We start from the raw sequence: 22,388 nt of genomic DNA, 5'->3' as shown, positions 1-22,388 counted from the left end.
AAGAGCTGTAGGGTCATAGAACAGTGTGTGCGGCGACGCCGTCATCGGCTTCCTGCGGCTGCAAGCTCACAATATCGATGGCAACATATTGTCGCAGGGCGGCGCAACGAACATGTACATCCTAAAAAAAGACAGGCCCCGTGCTAATGCACGAGGCTTGTCGCCGTCAGTTTTAATTGAGTTGTTTTGTATAGTTAGACGGGTCTACAGTAGTTCACTCCTGTTGTACCCATCACTCACAAGTTGCACACTTTCACCAGCGAGTGACCGTTCACACAAGCTGCTTGAGCGCACGACGGTGTGCCTCAATCGTACGGGCAATGTCGTCGTCACTGTGCGCCGTCGACAGGAACATCGTTTCGAACGGCGACGGTGCGAGCATAATGCCTTCTTCGATCATTGCGCGGAAGTAGGCGACGAAGCGCTGTTGATCCGCTCGCGACGCTTGCTCGTAATTCGTTACTGGTTCTTCGCTGAAGAACATCGTCATCATCGAACCTATTTGGTTAATCTGTAGCGGAATGCCGCTTTCGTCAGCCGCCTGCTGCAACCCTTCTTTTAACGCCTCTGTTTTACGCACTAATGCATCGAACACGCCCTCTTTACCGAGTTCGACGAGAGTCGTATAGCCGGCTGTCATCGCTAGCGGGTTGCCGGAGAGCGTCCCCGCTTGATAAATCGGGCCGACGGGAGCGACGTGCCCCATAATTTCCCGCTTTCCGCCGTAAGCGCCGACGGGGAGACCGCCGCCAATCACTTTGCCTAGCGTCGTCAAATCTGGCGTGACGCCGAAGTGACCTTGTGCCCCACTGTAACTGACGCGGAAGCCCGTCATCACTTCATCAAAAATGAGTACAGCGCCGTACTCATTCGTTATGTCGCGCAAACCTTGTAAAAACCCGGGCTCTGGTAGAACTGTCCCCATGTTGCCGGCGACTGGTTCGACGATGACCCCGGCAATGTCTTCACCGTACGCCTCAAAAGCGCGGCGTACGCTCTCCAGATCGTTGTACGGCACTGTAATCGTATGTTCAGCGACACTGTGTGGCACGCCAGGGCTGTCGGGTAAACCGAGCGTCGCTACTCCCGACCCTGCTTTAATGAGCAAACTGTCAGCGTGGCCGTGGTAACAGCCGACGAACTTGACGATTTTGCTGCGCCCGGTGTAGCCGCGGGCGACGCGGAGCGCACTCATCGTCGCCTCCGTACCGGAGTTGACCATGCGCACAATGTCGAGTGAGGGAACGATGTTGGTGACCAGCTCCGCCATCTCCGTCTCCAGCTCTGTCGGCGCTCCGAAGCTCGTTCCGTTCGCTACTGCTTCGCCCAGTGCGGTAACGACCGCTTCGTGTGCGTGTCCTAAAATGAGTGGCCCGTACGACAACACATAATCGATATAGTCGTTCCCGTCGATATCGTAGACGCGCGACCCACCCCCGCGGGCGATGGCGATCGGCGTCATCCCGACCGCATGATAGGCGCGCACGGGGCTGTTTACTCCGCCGGGTATCACTTGTTTCGCTTTAGCAAAATTACGTTCCGAATTCGCAAAAGAACGCGCCATAGTAAGCACCTTCTCCCTTTATGAATAGTATGTGACTCGATGAATACTAGCACACACGAGTTATTCGCGTTCTCGCAACCAGCAGGCTGCGTCCTTCGCGTGATACGTCAAGATGAGGTCAGCCCCTGCCCGCTTCATACTCGTCAGCATTTCCAACACTATTTTTTGCTCGTCAATCCACCCGTTTTGCGCCGCCGCTTTCACCATCGCATACTCGCCGCTTACGTTGTAGGCGAGCAGCGGCAAGTCGCACGCCTCGCGCACGCGGCGGATAATATCCATGTAGCTGAGCGCCGGTTTGACGATGAGCATATCGGCCCCTTGTGCAATGTCCGCGTGTGCCTCGCGCAGCGCTTCGCGGGCGTTAGCTGGATCCATCTGATACGTTTTGCGGTCGCCGAACTGAGGAGTCGAATCAGCCGCATCGCGAAAAGGCCCGTAAAACGACGACGCATATTTGACCGCATACGAAACGAGCGGAACTTTTTCGAACCCGGCATCGTCTAACCCGGCGCGAATCGCAGCGACAAACCCGTCCATCATATTGGACGGGGCGATCGAGTCTGCGCCGGCTCGTGCTTGGGAAACAGCCGTCTTGACGAGTAACTCTAACGATTCGTCATTAGCGACGTCGTTCCCCTCAATGACGCCGCAATGTCCGTGATCGGTGTATTCACAAAGACACGTATCAGCCATGACGTGTAGCGTTGGCACCGCTTCTTTAGCCAAGCGAATGGCTTGCTGTACGATGCCATCGTCTGCGTACGCCTCGCTACCACACGCATCTTTATGTTCGGGAATGCCGAACAGCATCACGGCGGGGATCCCTAATTGTTCAATTTCGCGCAACTCGCGCGTGAATGCGTCGAGGGACAATTGATACACGCCGGGCATCGAAGGAACTTCTCGTTTCACATTTTCTCCTTCGACGACGAACAACGGTATGATCAAATCGTCAACTGAGAGTACTGTTTCCCGCACCATGCGGCGAATGGTCGCATCGCGCCGCAAGCGGCGGTGTCTCGCAAATTTGAGCATCGTTACTCCCCCTTTTGTTCAATGGCAGCTTGGATCGCTGTCAGTAATCCCTCAGTCGTATAATCGGTGGCGACGATGTCCACCTCGAGGCCAAGCTCGCGCGCCGTGCCGGCCGCAATCGGCCCGATACAAGCAACTTGTACACCTTTCATCCACTGCCGCCAAGTTGTTCCCGTCGCCTCAAGCGCTTGAACAAAGTTGCGCACCGTGGAAGAGCTCGTAAACGTAGCAATCGACAGTGACCGCCGCGCGAGTAAGCGCGCCACGTCACCCGCCCGGCTCGCATCGGTAACTGTACGATATGCGTCGACGTCCGTCACGTCGCAACCGAGTGCCCGAAGTCCATCGGGCAATACGTTACGCGCAATATTGGCGCGCGGTAGCAAGATGCGATCACCTTTCATTACATTCTTTTCCAAAACGGTCAAAAGTGCTTCTGCCCGGTATTCCCCGGGCAATAAATCGACTTCCAATCCTTTCTCGGCTAGTGCTTCTGCCGTTTTCGGACCGACCGCGGCGATGCGCGCGTCCGCCATTTGCCGAATGTCGACCCCGGGCACGGCGCGAATGCGGCGAAAAAAGTGCTCGACGCCGTTGACACTCGTAAATATAACCCACTTAAAACTCCCCAATTGACGAATGGCCTGGTCGAGCGGCCCGTAATCGGCGGGATCGACGATGCGAATGGTTGGAAACTCGTACGGCTCACCGCCGAGGCGTTCAATGGCGTGGACCATACCCCTATTTTGCCCGCGCGGCCGCGTCACAAGTACGCGGTGGCCGCTTAACGGTTTTTCCTGCAGCCAAGCGATTCTCCGGTCCACGCGCACGGGTTCTCCGAAGGCAACAACACAAGGTTCCCCCAACGCTTGCCGGCTAACGTGTGTCGCAGGACTGCCTGAACCGTCTCTCTCCTGCTCGCAGACGTGCAGTCGCTCCTCCGCATACAATTGCTCCGTAATGGTCGCTAACGTGCCGTCGAGCACCCTTTGCTCCCCACGCGTCCCGTGACAAATAAGGGCGACAGGTGTGTCGGCGCGATAGCCGTCCGCCATTAACTGACCGCAGACGGCTGCGAGTTCTTCCGCTGTCGCCACAGTTGTATCAAAAAAAAGCACCGGTTTATGTACGTCCTGCGTGTCTTGTTGGGACTCCCGGTCTAGCCATGCGGTCAGTGGCGCGTTCATCGTATACGCCGCCTCTCCGACGGGAATTCCGGCATACGTGGCTGCCACGACGGTCGCGGGCACAGCAGGGACGACTTCGCAGCGTACGCCTCGTTCGCGCACATCGCGCACAGCCCGGACGCCGTCTAGGGTGGTGAACGGATTATCGTACATTAACCGGACGACCCTCTTCCCTTCCCGTGTGCGTGCGACCATTAACGCATTGACCCCGTCCGCATTTATAGTCTCACTGTCCGCGGCAACATCGTTTTTATCGAGAACAGCGGTCCCGTCATCACACCCACATGCTGCGGCACTATTGAGTAACGGTACCTGCTGAGCAGTATGCACGCACAGACGCTCCGCGTACTCAGGAGCAAAATACAAGAGGCGTGCATTGAGGCAAGCGTCATAAACGACGACATCCGCTGTTTGAAGTGCGCGCATCCCTTTCACCGTCATCAAGCCGACATCTCCTGCTACTGCGCCGACGAAGGTGACGATTCCTTCTTTTACCCGCTGACATTGATCGTTATGCTCACATTTATCGCCCATTACTACGGACTCCCCTTCGCAATCGAGTGCAAGCTTTCTCCTCTTCTCCGATCGACACACGCGAAAAGTATTCCCTTACCAGTATACACCCATATCACTTGATCAGCGCCTAATCAAAAAGAACCGAGCGCGACCGTCATTAAGTGTCGTTGCCGTTAGCGAGCGACGCTAATATTTCGTCCGCGCCCTGCGCGATTAGCGCATCGGCCAGCTGTACTCCTAATTGCACGGGATCGCTGCCGGTCCCCGCATGCTGTATAATTCGCCCATCCGCAGGATCGCCGACGAGGCCCGACAAAGCAATCGCCTCCTGCTCAATACGCGCGTAAGCCCCGATCGGAATTTGACAACTCCCGTTTAAACGGTGTAAAAACGCTCGCTCCGCCGATACAGCTCGTGCCGTGTCGGCGTCGTTCAGCGCCACCAGCAACGCTTGCGTGTCTTCGTCGTCGGCGCGGCACTCTAACCCGATCGCCCCTTGCCCGACAGCAGGTAGGGACACGTCAACGTCTAAGTAATGCGTTATGACATCCTCCCACCCTAAGCGGATGAGCCCCGCCGCCGCAAGTATAATCGCATCGAACTCGCCTTCCCGCAACTTGCGCAACCGCGTATCGATATTGCCGCGCACCGGTTTTATCTGTAAGTCCGGACGGTAATGTTGTATTTGCGCCTGTCGCCGCAAGCTGCTCGTACCGACGATTGCACCTTCTGGAAGCTCGTCGAGCGATTGTCCCGTTTTGGAAATAAAACAGTCGCGCGGATCTTCCCGTTTACAGATCGCCGCGAGCGTCAAACCGTCTGCTAGTTGAGCAGGCATGTCTTTCATACTGTGCACCGCGACGTCAATTTCTCCGTCCAGCAACGCCTGTTCAATTTCTTTCACAAACAAACCCTTGCCGCCCACCTTGGACAAGGTGACGTGAAGAATCTTATCGCCTTTCGTCACAATTTTTTTCGTCCCAAGCTTGAGGTGCGGGAACTTCCCCCGCAATTCCCCCATTACCCATTCGGTTTGTGTGAGCGCCAACGCACTTTGGCGCGTCCCGATTGTGAGTGAATTCATTCAACTGCCTCCCAACGGCCTAGCCATCCCAACTCGTACTCTATTATATCGCGTATCAGAGATCCGACACGACGTGCACCGACATCGGGTACCGTGCAAGAACACAACAGTAGTTGTTTTCGAATCAGCAATGATGCTCAGCAAAATGTCTCACCAACGGTGAAACGAATGTCCAGAATTAGAAATAATCAAGTTGAATAGAATAATTGTAAACGCAAAGGCGTTACAATAAGCGAGCCATCTCCCACTCCAATGCTTTGACTTCCGCTGGTACAAGTAATAAATATAAACGGTCAGAGCAAAAAAAGAGAGCCACACTTTTGGGTCATACCAAAAGCCGTGAACAGCCTGTTTTTGCGCCCAAATCAATCCTAAAATGAGCGACAGCATATAGATCGGAACGCCAATCATACTGACGCAATACGTTAAGTGCTCGAGCTGGCTTAAACTAGGTGCCCGTTTCACTAGCTTATTCCACTGTTTGTTTTTAAGCATATCATTGAGTAGCAAATAAAGCAGTGCCAGCAGTAACGAAAGTAGAAAAAACGCGTACGCGACTAAGGCAAACGTCACATGAATCACTAACAGTTCGGACAATAATCGTTCACTGAACGACGGCGGCACGTCATGCCGTACAAACAAACTCAATGCAGCTAGCGCAAATCCGACTAAATTAGCGAGAAAAACAAACAAATCCATACGATAAAACGTATTAATAACCATGGAAAAGCTCACAATCGCCCACGCATAAAAAATGAGCGAGTCAAACGTCGTAAAAAAAGGGACAAACTGGCGCTCTAGCAGCCGCAGGACTAAAACAGTAGCTAATGACAGCCACACGACGACGAGTAAGCCGAGCGCCGCACGATTCATCCGGTGATTAGGTTGCAAAAAGTCGCTAAAATACATAAGAACACTTAGCGCATACGTGTAAATCGTCACATCGTAAAGGTATCTCTCGACTCCCATGTGCCCTCACCTTGCTTAGTACGTGCGTACTTTAACCTCTCCGATCGCAGCTTTTTGCGGAGCCGTAGCGACCTTTTGCACCTGCTGTTGCTCTTCCGCCTCATGCGCCGCTAGCAGTTCTTCTAACGCGAAGAAGTGTTCAAACAGCGCTAGCGCCTCTCCACTGTCGGGATCTGCCGCCAACTCCTTTAAACGTTGGATCGGATCGCGCAACAGTTGGTTAATGATACTTTTCGTCTGCTTGCTAATGACACGGCGTTCGCGCTCAGAGAGATCCGGCAATTTGCGTTCAATGCGCTGCATCGCCTCACCTTGTGCCTGCAGAGCTTTCTCGCGCAGGGCGGTAATTAACGGCACGACGCCTAGCGTATCCATCCACGTGTTGAAAGCGTCCAATTCGGCTGTGATCAACGTCCATACTTTCGCCGCTTCCCGTTCTCGTTCTTCCATATTCGCCGTGACAATACCTTGTAAATTGTCGATGTCGTATAAATAAACGTCTGCTAGGTCATTCACCGCAGGGTCGATATCGCGCGGTACAGCAATATCGATCAAAAAGAGTGGACGACTGCGACGCTGAAGCAACGCACGCGCCACCTGCTCCTTGCTGAGCACGATGCCTTCTGCCCCCGTCGACGCGATGACGACATCCGCGCGTACGAGTGCACTGTCTAACTGGTCAAACGAATACGCCTCCGCCTGTATGCGCCGAGCGACTCGTTCCGCGCGTTCGCGGGAGCGGTTTACGACGAGCACCTTTGCCGCCCCATTCCCCTGCAAATGTTTCGCCGTTAGTTCACTCATTTCTCCCGCACCGAAGACGAGCACTGTCTTTCCTGTAAAATCGCCGAAAATCCTTTTTCCTAATTCGACGGCAGCATAACTAACCGATACGGCATTTTGGCCGATCGCCGTTTCACTGTGCGCCTTTTTTCCAACTGTTACTGCTTGCAAAAACAACTTATTAAGAATAGTGCCTGTCGTTTTTACTTCTTGAGCCGCAGCAATCCCTTGCCGTACTTGCCCTAATATTTGCGTCTCGCCGATTACCATCGAGTCGAGACCGCACGTCACTTTAAACAAGTGGCGTACCGCTTGTTCCGCTTCCAAAATATACAAATGCGGCACAAACTGCTCTTTCGGCAACCCAAACCATTGCTCTAAAAACGTTTTTATATAGTAACGCCCTGTGTGCAATTGGTCACATACGACGTATATTTCCATTCGGTTACACGTACTTAAAATAACACATTCCAAAATGCCTTTCGATTGCCGCAACTGTTTGAGCGCTAGAGGCAACGAATCTTGGGCGAACGCAAACTGCTCGCGCACTGCGACAGGGGCTGTTTTGTAATTTAGGCCGATCGTCATAAGGTGCATCGTATAACCCCCACTTAAAAATAGAAACTAGACCGCCCCGTCCGCGATCGATGACAATTATTATTAGTCATGTCCCATTATAACATAAGCTATTCTAAGCAAAGTTCCAGTTTGTGAAGACAATGTGAATCGTTCCACTAGAGCAAAAGCTCCTTGTTGGATGTTCCCCTAACGGTACGACTTCGTGAGTACGCGTCAAGAACGATCCAGCAAGGAGCTACATGTTATTGATTATCCTCTTTTTCTATTTTGCACTTGCTGTGCCGTACTTACCCCGTTATTGTTTGTGCCGTCACGTTGCTAGATGATCCCGAGCCGTTACGGCGTGTACGTCCATGCCATCAACCACAGACCAACCGCAAAGACGGTGGCAAACATAAGACCCGATCCCATAAACAACATCTGGAACGCTTGACTTTTCGTATTCAAGTGCATGAAGATATAAATCTGTGCAAACACTTGAATCACACACAAGAAGAGGATAAACGGGATAACGATCGACGCCGGCATGAGTTTCATTCCGACAGCCAAGAAAGCGACCGCCGTCATAATGATCATAATTGCCCAGCTAACGACATGCGTCCAAATCGGAATATGTCCCTTCTGATGGTTGGATTCTGTTTTAGCCATAACGTCTGTTTAACCCACCCTTCCGAGCAAATAGACGACCGTAAAAATGACGACCCACACGACGTCGACGAAGTGCCAGTACAGACCTGCAATGTAAAATTTAGACGCATTTTGCACCGTTAACGCTTCGTCAGTCGTAAACCCGTGGCGATCCAACGATTGGAACTTCAATACCGACAACCAGATGAGACCAAACAATACGTGTAGCCCGTGAAATCCGACTAACGCGTAAAACGCGGAGCCGAACGGACTGCTTTGCATCGTTAAGCCAATGTTGCTATACTCGATAAACTCGTAAATCTGGAAGGCGAGAAAAACAAGTCCCAGAAGGATCGTCGCCGTCAGCCAGCGGTGCATCATTTTAAAGTCGCCGCGCTGCATACCGACTGTCGAGATCACACTCGTCAAACTACTCGTCAACAAGAGAAAGGTCATCACAAACACGAGCGTCAAATCGAACGCCTCTGCAGGTCCAGGACCTTTGCCATGCTGGCCCGCAAGCGTTAAATACGTTCCGATAAAGGAAGCAAAGAGCGCACACTCTCCCGCCAAAAAGAACCAAAAACCTAACTGCCGGCTACGTGCCTGCAATGTCGCACTTTCTAGCGAGAGGGAGCCAGCTCCCCCCGCCGTGTTTTCCGTCGCTTGGTAATTACTCACGCCTTGCTCCCTCCCTCAGTCGCTTCAATTTCAGAGGTGCTTACATAGTAGCCTTCATCTTCTTCCAGTAAGTAGGCGATGACGACACCGAGCCAGAACACGAGACCCACAATGGCGACGCCCCACGTCAACTCGCGGTGGAAAATCGCACCGACACCGGCAATCGCCAGCCCCAGAGCAAACAAGAACGGTTTAAACGTCGACGACGGCATGTGAATCGGTTTAAGCGGTTCGGCGGCCGTCACTTTATCGTTGCCTGCCATCTTTTCAATCCACAGCGTATCGAGACCGCGTACGAGCGGTGTACGACCGAAGTTGTAGTGTGGCACCGGCGTCGGCAAAGCCCATTCCAACGTGCGGCCGTCCCACGGATCAGCTGGGGCTGGATCGCCTTTCCTCCACGTGTGAATCACGTTGTAAATCAAGATCAACAGCCCGATCGTAATGAGGAACGTCCCAAACGTACTGAGCTGGTTTAAGAAGTTAAAGCCCATGCCGTCTTGGTACGTCCACACGCGCCGCGGCATCCCCATCAAACCGAGGAAGTGCTGCGGGAAGAACGTAATGTGGAACCCGAGGAACAAGAACCAGAAATTCCATTTCCCGAGCCGTTCATCCAATACGCGGTTAAACATTTTCGGGTACCAGTAGTAGAATCCAGCGAACAAGCTGAGCACTGTCGCCCCGATAATGACGTAGTGGAAGTGGGCGACGACGAAGTAACTGTCGTGGTACTGATAGTCTGCCGGCGCCATCGCGAGCATGATGCCGGTCACTCCGCCCATGACGAATGTCGGAATAAAACCGACGGCAAACATCATCGACGTCGTAAACCTCAGTTTACCGCCCCACATCGTAAATAGCCAGTTGAACACTTTAATCCCTGTCGGAATCGCAATTAACATTGAACTGACTGAGAAAATCGCGTTAACGAGAGGCCCTAATCCGTCCGTAAACATGTGGTGCACCCAAACCATAAACCCTAAGAAACCGATGACGATCGTCGACAAAATCATCGCACTGTAACCGAACAGCCGTTTCTTGGAGAAGGTGGCCACCACCTCGGACATAATGCCGAACGCCGGCAAAGCCAAAATGTACACTTCCGGGTGACCAAAAATCCAGAACAAGTGCTGCCAAATGAGCACGTTTCCGCCCGCGGTGAAGTCGAAGAACTGTGCGTCAAACAGGCGATCGAACATTAATAGGAAAAAGTTAACTGTGAGCGGTGGGAACGCGAACAAAATGAGCGCCGATGTGACGAACGTCGTCCACGAGAACAGCGGCATGCGCAAAAAGGTCATCCCCGGAGCGCGCATGTTTATGATCGTCACGAGAAAGTTAATACCGCCCATCAGTGTCCCGAAACCGGAAATTTGTAGCCCAATATCGTAAAAGTCAATCCCTGGTCCTGGGAGGTACTCGTTCAACGTTAAGGGGGCGTAAGCGAACCAACCCGCCTCAGGTGCACCGCCTAAAAACCAACTCATATTGACGATGATCGCGCCGAAGAAATACAACCAGTACCCGAGGGCGTTCATCGATGGAAACGCCACGTCGCGCGCACCGATTTGTAGCGGCATAATATAGTTCATTAGCCCGAGCAACATCGGCATTGCCGCTAGGAAGATCATGTTCGTTCCGTGTCCAGTAAACAGCTGGTTAAACGTGTCCGCCGCGACGAGTTCCAAGTTCGGCCCAATGAGTTGCAAGCGGATAATAAACGCTTCGAGCCCAGCTACGGCAAAGAAAAACGCCCCAGTTACGAAGTACATGATCCCGATCTTCTTGTGGTCGACTGTCGTCAACAAATCCCACAACGCACCCCAAAATCCGGTTTTTCTCTGCAAGTTCAACGGCTCGATGACCGTTTTATTTGATTCCTTTGGTAAACTAGCTTGGGACAATGGTCCCCCTCCTTTCTTTCGTCACCGTCATTTTAAGCCTTCCAAATACTCCGCGAGCGCTTCAGCTTGCTCGTCACTCATGCCGGTATCCGGCATTTTATTGCCAGGCTTAATTTTTTGCGGTTGTTGAATCCACTTAATCAAGTTTTCGCGGTTGTTGTCCATAATGTGTGCCGCCAGTCGCTTGCGATTACCGAAGCCCGTCAAGTCCGGACCCATACGGCCTTTTGAATCCGTCCCTTCAATCGCGTGGCAACTCGCGCAACTTTTGGCGAAGATTTTTTCCCCATCTTCAGCCAAAGCTGTTTTCGGCTTCGTCTCAGGGTTTTTCATCTTTTCCACCCAGTTGTCAAAATCTCCTGGCTTGTGCGCAACAACTTGAAACGCCATCAATGCGTGGGAAGGACCACACAGTTCCGCACATTGCCCCGAATATGTACCCGGTTCCGAGGCGTGTAGCTTCATGTAGTTCGTCTGTCCCGGTATGTTATCCAGCTTACCAGCTAATTTTGGCACCCAGAATGAGTGAACGACATCCGTTGATTCGAGCGATACCCTCACATCTTCACCGGCGGGAATGTGCATTTCGTTAGCGGTAATGATTCCTAATTCAGGGTACTCAAACTCCCACCAGTACTGTTTACCTGTGACCTTGACATGTAACACGTCCGATCCTTGCGGTACTTCAGCGATCTCGTAAGCAGCCTTTACCGTCGGAATGGCGAGAATCGTCAACAGCACTGCAGGGATGACGACCCATACTAATTCCAACTTTGTGCTTCCCTCAGTTTGTTCGGGAATGACGTTCTCTTCCCCTTTGCGCGTACGGAAACGGATCAACACAATAACTAAGATGACTGCGACAACAACTGTGACGAAAGTCATCACCCATACACTCATCCACAGCAAGTCGAGTGGAATTTGCGCCATCGGCCCTTTCGGATCAAAGACCGACTGAGGGACAGTACAGCCAGCCAAGCCGAACGCCATAATTGCCAGCATGAGTAAGACGTACCGTGCACGGCGATTCTTGTTCATTAAATGATCGCAACCTCACTTTCTCCGCTTTTCTAAACAAACGACACATATTTGTTAAATAAATACCCGTTTACACCATAACACATACCTCTCCCTTGTACAACGACTAACGTATGATTCCTCTCTTACTCACGACACTCGTGCACGACTATATCGCGGTTAGGTCTAATGTAACCTAATCGCGACATACCTTCACGTTTAGCGAGTTAATAAACATCTATTACGAACTATTATAGAAAAGTTTTCGTCAGCCATGTGTGACAGTCTGCCGAACTTTTTATCACAATGTGTTGTCTAACGGAAAAAACCCTACCGCTTTCGGCAGGGTTTTCGACTCTTTATGGATTAACTTTCGGTCATTGTATGGCAAACGTCGTTTCATTCTTTTCCTGTTCGGCATATCGCTCGAACGCGAGGGCGATAAGGCGCTCGACCAATTCGCGATAAATTAAGCCTGAGTGCTCCCACAGTTTCGCATACATACTAAACGGGGTAAAGCCTGGCATCGTATTAATTTCGTTAAGTAGTACCTCTCCCGTATCGCGCCGTACAAAAAAGTCGACGCGCGCGAGTCCAGAGCAATCGATCGACTGAAAGGCGGTGATCGCATACTCGCGGATGCGCTCGACTGTCTCCGCCGGTAGATCGGCGGGAATTTGTAAGACTGACTTGCCATCGATATACTTCGCCCGATAATCGTAAAATTCGTTGGACGACATAATTTCACCGGGTACGGACGCTTCCGGGTTGTCGTTACCGAGAACGGCGACTTCTACTTCACGCGCCGGAATAAACTGTTCGACGACGATCTTGCGGTCGTAACGGCAAGCGAGATTGATTGCTGCGGTGAGCGACTCGCGGTCCTTCGCTTTAGAAATGCCGACACTCGAGCCGAGGTTCGCCGGTTTAACGAAGACGGGATACGTAAACTGCCGCTCAATGGCAGCGATGACTCCGTTCGGATCCCGTTCCCAATTCCGCCTGATGACGGCAGTGAAATCGCCTTGCGGTAATCCCGCCTCCGCGAACAGGCGCTTCATCATCACCTTGTCCATGCCGACAGCTGACGCGAGTACACCTGCCCCGACATACGGGATGTCCGCCATTTCTAGCATGCCTTGGACGGTGCCGTCCTCCCCGTACGTCCCGTGTAACACCGGAAAAACGACATCCGGTTTTTGTCCGGCCATGAACGCTAGTCCTTGCGCCGAGCCCGTTAAAGGAACGCCACCGCCCCCAGCAGTGGTCGCCGCAGCGTCAGCCGTGGTAGCCTTATTTGCAGGGGAAGCCGTCGTAGCCTTATTTGCGGGGGAAGCCGTCGTAGTGCCCCCGTCAGCTGCATCAGAGTCACTTACGGATGCGACATCCGCCGTCTGAAGTGATAACTTCTCAGCATCGAACCCTTCTCCGAGGAGCGCTACTGCCTCACGGTTACTCTTCCACTCGCCTTCCCGCGTAATGGCAATCGGAATAATGTCAAACATATCAGGGTTGAGCGATTCGATGACTGAACGCGCGGAAAGTAAAGATACTTCGTGTTCGCCGGAGCGTCCCCCGAAGAGGACAGCGATTCGCTTTTTTTGTGCCAACCTGTTCACCTTCCCATTAGATCTACACGCTATTGTCGTTTTTTACACTATGACCGCGGCTTTCCTCTCATGCCTATATCAGATACCCTTATCGTATAGCCACAGTATTTATCTCGTCGTTTAAGTGATAAACGGCGTCAACGTTTGCCACAGCGTCTCTTTCCCCTCGCCCGTTTCGGAAGAGAATAGCACAAACGGATCCTCACCTGTGATGTGCAGTGTGTCAGTAATGTTCCGCACATGTTTTTGCCGCCGACTGCGGGATATTTTATCGATTTTTGTCGCGACGACGACTGTCGGCAGGCCAAAGTGTGTGAGCCACTCGTACATTTGAATATCGTCTTTTGAAGGCGGGTGGCGGAAATCGACCACTTGTACGACGCACTTAAGCTGCGGACGCTCGATTAAATACCGTTCGATCATTTTCCCCCAAGCAGCTTTCGTCTGCTTTGACACTTTCGCATAGCCGTATCCTGGTAAGTCGACAAAATAGAAGGCATCATTAATTAAATAAAAGTTCAACGTCTGCGTCTTACCGGGTGTCGCACTCGTGCGCGCGAGCTTGCGACGCCCGAGCATACAGTTAATGAGCGAAGATTTACCGACATTGGAACGCCCGGCCAACGCAATCTCCGGCCAGGCGCCCTGCGGGTAATCTTTCGGTCCCACGGCACTAATTACAATTTCGGCTGCTTTTATTTTCATCGTCATTCGCCCCGCACTTTATGTCATCAACGTTTACCTGCTAATTAGGTTGCTCGTTTATTTGTTCGTTCTCTTCGATCGTCATGTGCACGGCATTGGTTTGCACCAGCTGTTCGTCTGTCTGTGACGGTTCCGCATCCCCTCGGGCGCCCGCTTCTGTTTTCGCACCGGTGAGCGCGTGCTCAAGAACCGTATCCATATGTTCGACCGGGACAAACCTTAAGTCGTTCCGCACACTTTCCGGAATGTCATCCAAATCTTTTACGTTTTCCTTCGGAAACAGCACAGTCTTTATCCCCGCGCGGTGTGCCGCTAGCGATTTCTCCTTCAACCCGCCGATCGGCAGTACGCGTCCGCGCAGCGTCACTTCGCCGGTCATCGCTACCTCACGAGACACCGAACGGCCTGTCAAGGCGGAAATGAGCGCCGTCGCCATCGTGATTCCCGCCGACGGTCCGTCTTTCGGGATCGCGCCTTGCGGTACGTGAATGTGAATATCGTTTTTCTCGTTAAATTCCGGATCGATGTTGAGCGATTGCGACCGCGAGCGAATGTAACTGAACGCCGCGTGAGCCGATTCTTTCATCACGTCACCGAGCGAACCGGTAAGGATGAGCTTTCCTTTACCCGGTAGGACGGATACTTCGATCGACAGCGTATCCCCGCCGACTTCGGTCCAAGCGAGCCCTGTCGCCACGCCGATTTGATCTTCCTCTTCCGCCATCCCGTAGCGATATTTTTCCGGCCCCAAAAAAGTGGCCAAGTTTTTAGGCGTGACGATGACACGCTTTTTGTCGCCAGAAACAAGTATTTTTGCCGCTTTGCGGCACAGCGCGGCAATTGTCCGCTCCAAGTTGCGTACACCCGCTTCACGCGTATACAGGCGGATAATTTTTAGGAGCGCCTCTTCTTGTAACTGCATTTTATCTTTCGTTAGCCCGTGTTCCTTCAGCTGGCGCGGAAACAAATACCCTTGCGCTATGCGTAATTTCTCTTGCTCTGTATAACCTGGAATGTACAGCATTTCCATCCGGTCTAACAGCGGCCGCGGGATGTTGTGGGCCACGTTAGCCGTCGTAACAAACATCACTTTCGATAAATCGTAAGGCAGTTCAATGTAATGGTCGCTGAACGAATGGTTTTGCTCCGGATCGAGCACTTCTAACAACGCCGATGCCGGGTCACCGCGAAAATCCATCGCCATCTTGTCGATTTCGTCTAACAGAAACACCGGGTTCACACTACCCACTGTTTTCATCCCTTGCACGATGCGCCCCGGCATTGCCCCGACGTACGTGCGCCGGTGCCCGCGAATTTCCGCTTCATCGCGCACGCCGCCTAAGGAAATGCGGACAAATTTCCGCCCAAGGGCGCGGGCGATCGAGCGCGCAAGTGATGTTTTACCGACGCCAGGTGGGCCTACGAGACACAAAATCGGGCCTTTTAACTTTTGTACCATTTGTTGTACGGCCAAATATTCTAAAACGCGTTCCTTTACTTTTTCTAACCCGTAATGGTCATCGTCGAGCACTTTTTCCGCTCGTTTAATGTTAAGTTGATCTTCCGTTTCTTCTGTCCACGGTAAATCTAACAACCACTCGACGTACGTACGAATGACGCTACCTTCGGCCGACGTAGATGGCATTTTTTCGAGACGATCAATTTCTTTTTCCGCCTTTTCAATCACAGCGTCAGGGGCCATCGATTGCACGAGTCTTTCCCGCAGTTCCTCGATTTCCCCGGCTCGGCCTTCTTTTTCCCCCAATTCGCGTTGAATGGCTTTCATTTGTTCGCGCAAGTAATACTCTTTCTGTGTTTTTTCCATTTGCTTTTTGACGCGCAAACTAATTTTCCGTTCTAGTTCGAGGACTTCCCGTTCGTCGCTCAACAGATTGAGTAACGTCTGCAGCCGCTTTTTCACGTCGACGACTTCTAATATTTGTTGTTTATCTTTCAGTTTCAGCGGTAAGTGCGACGTAATTAAATCCGTTAACCGCCCCGGTTCGTCAATGTCTTGCACTGTCATTAACGTCTCTGGCGTCAATTTTTTCGTCATTTTAATGTACTGCTCAAACTGCTCTAACGCCGCACGCATCATCGCTTCGATTTCTGGCGTTTCCTTCACGCTAATTTCCAGTTGCTCCACTTTTACGAGGAAAAACTCGTCTGACTGCACGAACTCAACGAGTTTTCCGCGTGCGATTCCTTCGACGAGTACGCGCATCGTGCCATTCGGCAACTTCAACATTTGCCTAACTTTAGCGACAGTGCCCATTTTATATATTTGCTCGGCCTGTGGCTCTTCGATGTTTACCTCTTCTTGAGTCGCAAGCAATAATTCGTTATCTTCTAACATCGCGCGATCTAACGCTTTAATCGATTTTTCGCGGCCGACGTCTAGATGTAATACTGAACCGGGATAAACAATTAATCCTCTCAACGGAAGCAAAGGCAACATTCTTTCCGTTTTCTTCATCCCCATCGATGGGCACCTCCGCCTAATACATACGACATAATGACTAAAGACTGAAAAAAAGGCAAAAGAACGTATGAATCACGACACATTAATACTCCGTAAATTTTATCTTAAACGATCTACTTTGTCCAACTGCAGAGAACCTTTTATTTACCATTCATCCTTCATACGTTACTTCCTGAGATACATCAGAGGGAGTTTCGCGCTTCCGCTACATAAGGGCGGGGCGAATGCATTCATTCCGCCCCCACCATCCTACAATTGCCGCGTCGCCGGGGAAGCCGTCAAAATATCGGTCGGCTCCAAAGCGCCTTTCGGCTGTCGCTCACTTTTTTCTTCCGTCACGAGTGCCTGCTGTAACACTTGTTCGATCTGTGTGACAGGGACGACCTCGATGCCCTTGATTTCCTTGAAAATGCTCTGCCAGTTGTCTTCCGGAATAATCACCTTGCGCGCCCCCGCCTGCAGCGCCGCGTTCACTTTCGCTACGACGCCGCCAATCGGTTTAACCCGCCCGTGAATACTGATTTCACCGGTCATCGCCACTTCGTTGTCAATCGGCACCTGCTTAATAGCCGAATATATAGCGGTCGCCATCGCAATGCCGGCGGACGGCCCGTCGACAGGCATTCCGCCAGGAAAATTGATGTGCAGATCGTAGCGGTACGGTTCGACTCCCAGCCGTTCGAGAATCGTTAAGACGTTGTCGACTGAGGAGCGGGCAAGGCTTTTGCGCCGCAAAGAACGCCCACCGCGCCCTTCGCCGAGCGTCTCTTCGTCGACAGCGCCAGTCGTGTTTACCGTGCCGCGGCGAATGCCTTCCACCTTGCGTGCGGTCACTTCAATTTCGAGTAACGAGCCGATGTTTGGACCGTACACGGCTAATCCGTTCACGAGGCCGATTTGCGGTGCAGTAGGGATTTTTTTGTCCGGACGTGGGGAAATTTGACTGTTATGCGCTACCCACTCGACGTCGGAAGCAGAAATGTGCTGCCGATTTTCGGTCAAAGCCAAGCCGTACGATATTTGCACCATATTCACCGCTTCACGGCCGTTCGTTGCGTACTTTTGCACGACACTAATCGCATCGGCCTCGGCCGTAACGCGCAATTTTTCCACCGCTTGTCGCGCGATTTTTTCAACCTCACTCGGCAAGAGCGCCCGGAAAAATATTTCTAAACAACGGGAGCGGATCGCCGGCGGTATTTCTTCCGGCGTTCGCGTCGTCGCCCCGACCAAGCGGAAGTCGGCGGGTAAACCATTTTGAAAAATGTCGTGGATGTGGCTCGGTATGTTTGCATCTTCGGAGTTGTAGTATGCACTTTCCAAAAATACCTTGCGGTCTTCCAATACTTTCAACATTTTATTCATTTGAATCGGATGCAGTTCCCCTATTTCATCGATAAACAATAGCCCGCCGTGCGCTTTCGTCACTGCCCCCTGCTTCGGCTGAGGAATGCCGGCAACCCCCATCGCACCCGCCCCTTGATATATTGGATCGTGCACGGATCCGATGAGTGGGTCGGCGATCCCCCGTTCGTCAAAGCGAGCCGTCGTCGCATCGATTTCGATAAACTTCGCGTCCGCTTTAAAGGGCGAAAACGGATTTTTACGCGCCTCTTCCATAACGACGCGGGCAGCTGCCGTCTTGCCGACGCCAGGTGGTCCGTAAATGATGACGTGCTGTGGGTTCGGGCCACACAGCGCCGCTCTGAGCGCTCTTAAACCCTCTTCCTGCCCGACGATGTCGCGCAAGCTGGCAGGCCGCGTCTTTTCCGCGAGCGGCTCAGACAGCGATATTTTGCGTAGCCGCTGGAGCTTTTCCAATTCTTTCTTCGATTCACGGTTAACGGCTGTTTTGTTCGACTGTTGGTTTTTTAGCATATTCCAAAAGTACATGCCGATAATCACGCTAAAAAACACGTTAACAACGAGTAAAATAGTCTGTATGTTCATGAGCGGTTCCTCCCGGGCAAATGATTCGTACGTTTAGTATTGCCGCGAGGAAGCCTCAGTAACCCAAATAAAATAAAAAACCGGGAATGACTCCCGGTTGCACACCTATAGTCGAACGGCTGTTACCGTTTAATCGTTATTGACTAGGATTCGTCCTTAAACTTCTTAAAGCACCTTTGCTCAAGGACTTCCTTTAGGCACTTTCTTCCGTCTTGTCGCGATCGACGACGTCGCCTTCGCGCGTCGTCAAAATCGGATCGACGCGGTCGCGCACCGTTTCTTCACGGATCAGGCAGTGAGTAATGTCATCCCGCGACGGCAAGTCAAACATGACGTCCAACATCGTCGATTCAATAATCGCCCGTAACCCCCGCGCCCCTGTGTTGCGTTTGATCGCTTCACGGGCAATTTGCACGAGTGCCCCGTGCTCAAACTCGAGCTCGACGTCGTCCATCTCCAACAGTTTTTTATACTGTTTGACGAGCGCGTTTTTCGGCTCGGTCAGGATGCGGATGAGCGCGTCTTCGTCGAGTTGTTCCAGCGTCGCAATGACCGGCAATCGGCCGACAAATTCCGGAATGAGCCCGAATTTCAGCAAGTCTTCCGGCAACACTTTTTGCAGCAGTTCACTGTTTTCGAGGTCTGTCTGCTGCGAGTCCGAACCGAATCCGATCACGCGCTTACCTAAGCGGCGTTTAATGATCGATTCAATGCCGTCGAACGCCCCACCACAAATAAAGAGGATGTTCGTCGTGTCGATCTGAATGAACTCTTGATGTGGGTGCTTGCGGCCACCTTGCGGCGGTACACTCGCAACGGTTCCTTCTAAGATTTTCAGTAGCGCCTGCTGCACACCTTCACCGGAAACGTCGCGTGTAATGGACGGGTTTTCCGATTTGCGGGCAACCTTGTCAATTTCGTCGATATAAATGATGCCCCGTTCCGCTTTTTCCACGTCGTAGTCGGACGCTTGAATTAACTTGAGCAAAATGTTCTCGACATCTTCGCCGACGTACCCCGCTTCGGTGAGCGACGTCGCATCGGCAATCGCAAACGGCACGTTCAAAATTTTGGCTAGCGTCTGCGCGAGCAATGTCTTCCCGCTCCCGGTCGGCCCTAACATGACGATGTTGCTTTTTTGCAACTCGAGATCGTCGCTCTTTTGCATCGTATTGATCCGCTTATAATGGTTGTACACCGCTACCGATAGCGCTCTTTTCGCCTTATCTTGACCGATGACGTACTGGTCGAGCACCGCACAAATTTCTTGAGGCTTAGGCAATTCTTGCACGTCGACTTCGTCTTCGTGTCCTAATTCTTCTTCGACGATTTCCGTGCACAACTCGATACATTCGTCGCAAATGTAAACGCCGGGACCTGCCACTAATTTGCGCACTTGGTCCTGTGTTTTACCGCAAAACGAACATTTCAATTGCCCCTTCTCCTCGTTAAACTTAAACATCCGGATCACCCCTTCATTAGAAATCATTGGGTGATAACCTCATTGTATAAGCCATTCGCCCAATGGCTCTTGAGCACCCAAACACAACCGCCCCTGTGAGACTTGCGCAACAATTGTTTTTATTAAGAGCGATTGGTCATAATCTCGTCGATCAGACCGTATGCTTTTGCTTCGCCAGCACTCATAAAACGGTCGCGATCTGTGTCGCGTTCTATTTTCTCCACCGGTTGCCCCGTTCGTTCGGCGTAAATGCGATTTAGTTTTTCCTTGGTCTTTTTAATCCACTCGGAATGGATTTGAATGTCCGAAGCTTGCCCGCGCACCCCGCCCAGCGGCTGGTGAATCATAATTTCGCTGTTCGGCAAGGCGAAACGCTTGCCCTTCGCACCGGCCGCCAGTAGGAACGAACCCATACTCGCAGCCATCCCAATGCAAATTGTAGCGACATCGGGCTTTATGTATTGCATCGTATCGTATATGGCCATCCCCGCCGTAATGGAACCGCCAGGGGAGTTGATGTATAAGTTGATATCCTTTTTTTCGTCTTCAGCTTGCAAAAACAACAGTTGTGCGACGACGAGATTCGCGACTTGATCGTCGATCGGCGTTCCGATAAAGATAATCCGGTCTTTCAGTAAACGGGAATATATATCGTAGGCGCGTTCTCCCCGGGTAGTCTGTTCTACGACCATGGGTACTAAAGTCACGGTCATCTCTCCCTCTGCCAAAATAAGGCACGAATCCGTGCCTTATTTTTCGTTTTTACTTCTCACTTCCATTATGCCGCATTTTGGCTGTTCGATACAAGTAGTTCAATCACTTTTTGAATTTGCAGATCGCCTTTTAGCGATTCCGGGGGAAACAACTGGCGGATTTCGTCGGCGCCACGATTATACAGCTCGGCGCGCTTCTCGATTTCCTTCTCGATCTCTTCCTCGCTTACCTCGACGTTTTCCGCTTTCGCGATCGCGGCGAGCACGAGGTCGCTCTTTACCCGTTTTTCGGCGTCCGCTTTAAATTGCTCGCGCAGCGCATCGTCTTCCGACCCGAGCATTTGCTTGTACATGTCGAGGTTCATCCCTTGCATCGCCAATTGTTGTTCGAAGTGGCGAAGCGCATGGTCGATTTCGTGCTCGACCATCACTTCGGGGATATCGACGGTCGCGTTTTCCACCGCTTTGTCAATGACGGCGTTACGCTTGTAGTCTTCTTCCTCTTTTTCTTTTCTCTCCTGCACTTTTTTCTCGATGTCTGCTTTCAATTCCGCTAACGTGTCAAACTCGCTCACATCTTTGGCGAACTCGTCGTCGAGTTCCGGCAAGTTTTTCCGCGTTACTTCGTGTACGGTCACTTTAAACAGCGCATCCTTGCCCGCCAGCGACTCTTGGTGATACTCCTCCGGAAAAGTGACATTCACGTCTTTTTCATCGCCGGCTTTCGCGCCGATCAGCTGCTCCTCGAAACCGGGGATGAACTGGCCAGAGCCGATTTGCAAGTTGTAGTCACTCGCCTCACCGCCTTCGAACGCTTCGCCATCGACAAATCCTTTAAAGTCGATTTTGACAAAATCTCCGTCGGCCGCCTCCCCTTCAATCGTTTCCAACGCCGCGGCGCGCTCGCGCATTTGATTCAACTCAGCTTCGATATCTTCTTCCTTCACGGAGAAGTCCTGCGCTTCGATTTCCAAGTCCTTATATTGCCCGAGTTCCACTTCCGGTTTGACCGTTACCGTCGCTTTAAAAATAAACGGCTTGCCTTTCTCGAACTGCTCGACGTCGATTTCCGGCTGGTCGACTGGCTCGATGCGAGCTTCTTCTACCGCTTGGGGGTAGCTCAGCGGCAATAAGTAATCTAACGCATCTTGGTACAACGCTTCAACGCCGAAACGCGCCTCAAATACCGGGCGCGGTACTTTCCCTTTGCGGAACCCGGGAACGTTCACTTGAGTCCGCACTTTTTTAAAGGCGACGTCTAACGCCTCGCGAACTTTTTCCTCTTCGACTTCAATCGTTAAAACCCCTGTGTTTTTCTCCGTTTTTTCCCATTGGACGTTCATTATTGTACTATTCCCTCCTACAGTAAGTCCGGAAAAAGCATCATCCTCTTTTTCCAAACAGCGAACACTTAACAATCAATTTATTATAACACAGCCTGTTCTGTTTACAATAGAACCAAAGTAGTGACTGAAGGACTGTCCATGACACAAACTCCATTATAATGGAAGGTG

General features: G+C 51.8%; 17 protein-coding genes. All 17 read right to left on the bottom strand.

Annotated features, from left to right (window positions below; translation table 11 throughout):
• Positions 1 to 271 precede the first annotated feature (271 nt).
• The 17 genes from hemL to tig all read right to left on the bottom strand — a co-directional run bounded on the left by hemL (position 272) and on the right by tig (position 22,217).
• A complete protein-coding gene (gene hemL / locus BN1247_RS02670; RefSeq protein ID WP_054949004.1) occupies positions 272 to 1,564 on the bottom strand; it encodes a glutamate-1-semialdehyde 2,1-aminomutase in 1,293 nt (430 codons plus the stop codon).
• Positions 1,565 to 1,624: 60 nt separating this feature from the next.
• Positions 1,625 to 2,602: a porphobilinogen synthase gene (gene hemB, locus BN1247_RS02665; protein WP_054949003.1), complete on the bottom strand. Its 978-nt coding sequence runs from the start codon at positions 2,600 to 2,602 to the stop codon at positions 1,625 to 1,627.
• Between the two features lie 2 nt (positions 2,603 to 2,604).
• Positions 2,605 to 4,323 (bottom strand): bifunctional uroporphyrinogen-III C-methyltransferase/uroporphyrinogen-III synthase, encoded by a 1,719-nt coding sequence (locus tag BN1247_RS02660; RefSeq protein WP_054949002.1) that lies wholly within the window; start codon positions 4,321 to 4,323, stop codon positions 2,605 to 2,607.
• Positions 4,324 to 4,462: 139 nt separating this feature from the next.
• Positions 4,463 to 5,389, bottom strand: coding sequence for a hydroxymethylbilane synthase (gene hemC, locus BN1247_RS02655; RefSeq protein ID WP_054949001.1), 927 nt, complete (start codon positions 5,387 to 5,389; stop codon positions 4,463 to 4,465).
• A 150-nt stretch (positions 5,390 to 5,539) separates the two neighbouring features.
• Positions 5,540 to 6,358: a cytochrome c biogenesis protein CcsA gene (ccsA, locus tag BN1247_RS02650; protein ID WP_054949000.1), complete on the bottom strand. Its 819-nt coding sequence runs from the start codon at positions 6,356 to 6,358 to the stop codon at positions 5,540 to 5,542.
• 15 nt (positions 6,359 to 6,373) lie between these two features.
• Positions 6,374 to 7,738, bottom strand: a complete 1,365-nt coding sequence (hemA, locus tag BN1247_RS02645; protein ID WP_054948999.1) for a glutamyl-tRNA reductase — start codon at positions 7,736 to 7,738, stop codon at positions 6,374 to 6,376.
• A gap of 318 nt (positions 7,739 to 8,056) precedes the next feature.
• Positions 8,057 to 8,368 carry a cytochrome C oxidase subunit IV family protein gene (locus BN1247_RS02640; RefSeq protein WP_054948998.1) on the bottom strand — a complete coding sequence of 104 codons (312 nt, stop codon included), beginning with the start codon at positions 8,366 to 8,368 and terminating at the stop codon, positions 8,057 to 8,059.
• A gap of 9 nt (positions 8,369 to 8,377) precedes the next feature.
• On the bottom strand, positions 8,378 to 9,028 hold the full coding sequence (locus BN1247_RS02635) for a cytochrome c oxidase subunit 3 (protein ID WP_054948997.1): 651 nt from the start codon (positions 9,026 to 9,028) through the stop codon (positions 8,378 to 8,380).
• Positions 9,025 to 10,884, bottom strand: a complete 1,860-nt coding sequence (gene ctaD / locus BN1247_RS02630) for a cytochrome c oxidase subunit I (protein ID WP_261796058.1) — start codon at positions 10,882 to 10,884, stop codon at positions 9,025 to 9,027. Before ctaD ends, BN1247_RS02635 begins: the two co-directional genes overlap by 4 nt.
• 78 nt (positions 10,885 to 10,962) lie before the next feature.
• On the bottom strand, positions 10,963 to 11,973 hold the full coding sequence (coxB, locus tag BN1247_RS02625; RefSeq protein ID WP_054948996.1) for a cytochrome c oxidase subunit II: 1,011 nt from the start codon (positions 11,971 to 11,973) through the stop codon (positions 10,963 to 10,965).
• A 356-nt stretch (positions 11,974 to 12,329) separates the two neighbouring features.
• Positions 12,330 to 13,571: a D-alanine--D-alanine ligase family protein gene (locus BN1247_RS02620; RefSeq protein WP_407938268.1), complete on the bottom strand. Its 1,242-nt coding sequence runs from the start codon at positions 13,569 to 13,571 to the stop codon at positions 12,330 to 12,332.
• 111 nt (positions 13,572 to 13,682) lie between these two features.
• On the bottom strand, positions 13,683 to 14,267 hold the full coding sequence (gene yihA / locus BN1247_RS02615; protein WP_054951459.1) for a ribosome biogenesis GTP-binding protein YihA/YsxC: 585 nt from the start codon (positions 14,265 to 14,267) through the stop codon (positions 13,683 to 13,685).
• Between the two features lie 40 nt (positions 14,268 to 14,307).
• Complete coding sequence (gene lon / locus BN1247_RS02610; protein ID WP_082415758.1) at positions 14,308 to 16,749, bottom strand: endopeptidase La; 2,442 nt, start codon at positions 16,747 to 16,749, stop codon at positions 14,308 to 14,310.
• Between the two features lie 249 nt (positions 16,750 to 16,998).
• Entirely contained in the window at positions 16,999 to 18,699 is a 1,701-nt protein-coding gene (lonB, locus tag BN1247_RS02605) for an ATP-dependent protease LonB (RefSeq protein WP_054948994.1), read from the bottom strand.
• A 193-nt stretch (positions 18,700 to 18,892) separates the two neighbouring features.
• The gene (gene clpX, locus BN1247_RS02600; protein WP_054948993.1) at positions 18,893 to 20,161 is read right to left on the bottom strand and encodes an ATP-dependent protease ATP-binding subunit ClpX; all 1,269 of its coding nucleotides are present in this window, start codon (positions 20,159 to 20,161) and stop codon (positions 18,893 to 18,895) included.
• Between the two features lie 122 nt (positions 20,162 to 20,283).
• Positions 20,284 to 20,868 carry an ATP-dependent Clp endopeptidase proteolytic subunit ClpP gene (gene clpP, locus BN1247_RS02595; protein ID WP_054948992.1) on the bottom strand — a complete coding sequence of 195 codons (585 nt, stop codon included), beginning with the start codon at positions 20,866 to 20,868 and terminating at the stop codon, positions 20,284 to 20,286.
• Between the two features lie 71 nt (positions 20,869 to 20,939).
• A complete protein-coding gene (gene tig, locus BN1247_RS02590) occupies positions 20,940 to 22,217 on the bottom strand; it encodes a trigger factor (RefSeq protein WP_054948991.1) in 1,278 nt (425 codons plus the stop codon).
• Positions 22,218 to 22,388: the final 171 nt, after the last annotated feature.

This window comes from Numidum massiliense, assembly GCF_001375555.1.
Lineage (GTDB): Bacteria > Bacillota > Bacilli > Thermoactinomycetales > Novibacillaceae > Numidum > Numidum massiliense.
Note: the sequence above shows the minus strand (reverse complement) of the source record. Positions and strands in the feature narration are given on the sequence as shown.